The following is a 2648-nucleotide window of genomic DNA, read 5'->3' as shown; positions in this document are numbered from 1 at the left end:
TCCAGACCGCGATCTCGGGGCACGAGCGGCGTGCCGCGCTCGCGCGGTTGCGCGACGTGCCGGGTGTCGTGTGCGTGGGCACCGCCGACCGGCTCTGCCCGCCCCGGCACGCCCGGGTGATCGCCGACGAGTGGCAGTCGGGCAGGTTGGTGCTGTATCCGGGCGCGGGCCACATGCTCCCCCAGGAACGGGCCCACGACATCGCCCTGCACCTGACCGACCTGCTCACTCCCGCGCTCCGGCCGGCGCCCGCGCACTGAGCGTGGTGCCGTCGGCGGGGTCAGTCTCGGGCGGTGAGGGGGAAGCCCGCGCCGATGCCGCGCCAGGCCAGGGTGGAGGTGAGCGCGACCGCCTCCTCCTGGCTCATCGCGCTGTTCTGGCTGAGCCAGAACCGGGCACTGACCTGGCTCATGCCCACGAGCCCGACCGCGAGCAGGCGCGCCTTGTCCTCGTCGAGCCCGGCGTCGGCGGTGATCGTCTCGGTGATCGCGTCCACGCTGGCCGAGGTCGCGCGGTCGACCGCCTCCTGCACCGAGGGCTCGCCACGCAGGTCCGACTCGAACACCATGCGGAACGCGCCCGCGTCGCCGTTGACGAAGTCGAAGAACGCCCCCACCGCGTTCTTGACGCGCTGCTTGTTGTCGGTGGTGGACGACAGCGCACGCTGCACGGCCGTCACCAGGTGCTCGACGTGGCTTTCCAGCAGCGCGATGTAGAGGTCGAGCTTGCCGGGGAAGTGCTGGTACAGCACCGGTTTGCTGACACCGGCCCGATCGGCGATCTCGTCCATGGCCGCGGCGTGATAGCCGTTCGCCGCGAAGACCTGCTGGGCGGCGTCGAGCAGTTGCGCCCGTCGCTCCGTGCGCGGTAGCCGGACCCCCCGTCCGAGCGGTGCCGAGCCGGGCCCCCGGTCCCCAGCCTGATCCTGCGCGTGCGCCGTGTCGGTCATCCCCGCCTCCATCGTCTTCTCCCGCCGCACATTACTCGTGCGTACGCCACTCACGCCAAACCCGCTCCCCTGCGGCATCCTGGGAATTGTGTCCGACAACCTCCCGAGCCCGCTCGCCGGCGCCGCGGACGCGCGCGAGCGGTCGCGGCCACCGCTGACCCACGTTCCCCTGACGCGCACGCCGCTGCCCCCGCTCGACGACACGGCGGCCCCCTGGCCGGGGGCGTCGGCGCGGGTCGGCGACCTCGACCTGCACGTGCGCCGGACGCCGGGGGGAGAGGACGCCACCGGCACCGCCGTCTACGTGCACGGGCTCGGTGGGTCGTCGACCAACTGGACCGACCTCGCCGCGCTGCTGTCCGCCCACGCGGCGGGCCACGCGCCCGACCTGCCGGGGTTCGGCTTCTCCGAACCGGCGGCCGAGTTCACCTTCAGCCTGAGCGCCCACGCCGAGGTCGTCGCCGACTACATCACCGCGCACTGCCCCGGACCGGTACACCTGCTGGGCAACTCCATGGGTGGAGCGATCGCGATGCTGGTCGCGGCGCGCAGGCCGGAGCTGGTGCGCACGCTCACGCTCGTCTCGCCCGCCGTGCCCGACCGCAGGCCCGACCCGCGCAGGTTGTCCGACCCCCGGCTCGTGCTGGCCTCGCTTCCGCTGGTGGGTAAGCCGGTGCGCAGGCGCCTGGCCGCGCTGAGCCCACGGGAGCGGGCCGAGCAGGTGATCCGGCTCTGCGTCGCCGACCCGGCCGCGTTCCCGGAGCACCGGCTCGACGAGCTGGCGGTCGAGCACGGCGAGCGGGTGTCCCTGGCGTGGGCGCAGCGAGCGCTGGCGCGCAGCACCGCCGAGATCTTCCGCACGTGGTTCACCCGCGGCCCGGGGTCGTTGTGGACGGTGGCGCCCTCGATCACCGTGCCGACCCTCGTCGTGTGGGGCATGCAGGACCGGGTGATCTCGGTGCGCCGCGCGCCGAGGACGGCGCGGGTGATGCCGCGCGCCCGGCTGCTCGTGCTGCCGCGCACGGGACACGTGGCGCAGATGGAGCGGCCGGTGACCGTGGCCCGGGCGGTGCTCGGCCTGTGGGAGCACGCCGAGGACGGGAGGTGGTGACCGGGGGCCAGACGTGTGCTGTCGGTTGCCGGGCCAGCGAGAATCGGCTGTTCGGGTGACGTGAAATCCGCCGTCCGTGGCGAGCCACCGACGTTCGCGGCGGCGTCAGTATGGCACGCTGAGGTCGTGGATCGGGTAACAGAAGGAGCACGAGACAGCCACGCGCGGGGCGGTGAGCGGTCCCGTTCGTCCTCCGCCAGCGCCCGTGTCCCGCACGACGAGAGTGGCCGGGGTGGCACCGACTCCGATGCGCGGTCCCGGTCGGGCAAACGGCCCAGCACGACGAAACGGCGATCCGGTCGAGGCGGTGAGCCCGCGACGGAGAAGAAGGAGAAGCGGGTGGCCGGGTCGAGCGCCCCCGCCCGCGACGGGGCGGGAACGACGTCCGGTCGCGGGCGCGCCTCCCGGGGCAAGGACAAAGCCGAGGCGAGGCGCACAGCCGGAAAGAACAGAGCCGGAAAGAACACCGCGGAAAAGGGCACAACGGGCAGGAACACGCCCGGAGCGAAGGACACGGCTGCCGGGGTCGCCGGGCCCGGAGCCGGCTCGGACGCCTCCCCGGGCCCCGGCTCCGGCACCGAGGCCGGC

General features: G+C 73.7%; 3 protein-coding genes and 1 pseudogene. 3 read left to right on the top strand and 1 reads right to left on the bottom strand.

Annotation, left to right across the window (positions count from 1 at the left end):
• On the top strand, positions 1-260 hold a 260-nt coding region (locus SACSA_RS26395; RefSeq protein ID WP_028662024.1), incomplete at its 5' end, for an alpha/beta fold hydrolase.
• A 20-nt stretch (positions 261-280) separates the two neighbouring features.
• On the opposite strand, the gene SACSA_RS0118490 is transcribed toward SACSA_RS26395, so the two are convergent.
• The gene (locus SACSA_RS0118490) at positions 281-949 is read right to left on the bottom strand and encodes a TetR/AcrR family transcriptional regulator (protein ID WP_028662023.1); all 669 of its coding nucleotides are present in this window, start codon (positions 947-949) and stop codon (positions 281-283) included.
• Positions 950-1037: 88 nt separating this feature from the next.
• Between SACSA_RS0118490 and SACSA_RS0118485 the strand changes: the two genes are divergently transcribed.
• Positions 1038-2060: an alpha/beta fold hydrolase gene (locus SACSA_RS0118485; protein ID WP_019819213.1), complete on the top strand. Its 1023-nt coding sequence runs from the start codon at positions 1038-1040 to the stop codon at positions 2058-2060.
• Positions 2061-2399: 339 nt separating this feature from the next.
• Positions 2400-2648: pseudogene (locus SACSA_RS26945) on the top strand (hypothetical protein); the annotation flags it as partial.

The sequence above is a fragment of the Saccharomonospora saliphila YIM 90502 genome, assembly GCF_000383795.1.
Classification (GTDB): Bacteria; Actinomycetota; Actinomycetes; order Mycobacteriales; family Pseudonocardiaceae; genus Saccharomonospora; species Saccharomonospora saliphila.
This window is presented reverse-complemented; position numbering and strand designations above follow the sequence as displayed.

What these genes read in the sequence shown, in the direction of transcription:
- SACSA_RS0118490 (WP_028662023.1), bottom strand. Translation starts at nt 949, where the DNA reads ATGACCGACACGGCGCACGCGCAGGATCAGGCTGGGGACCGGGGGCCC.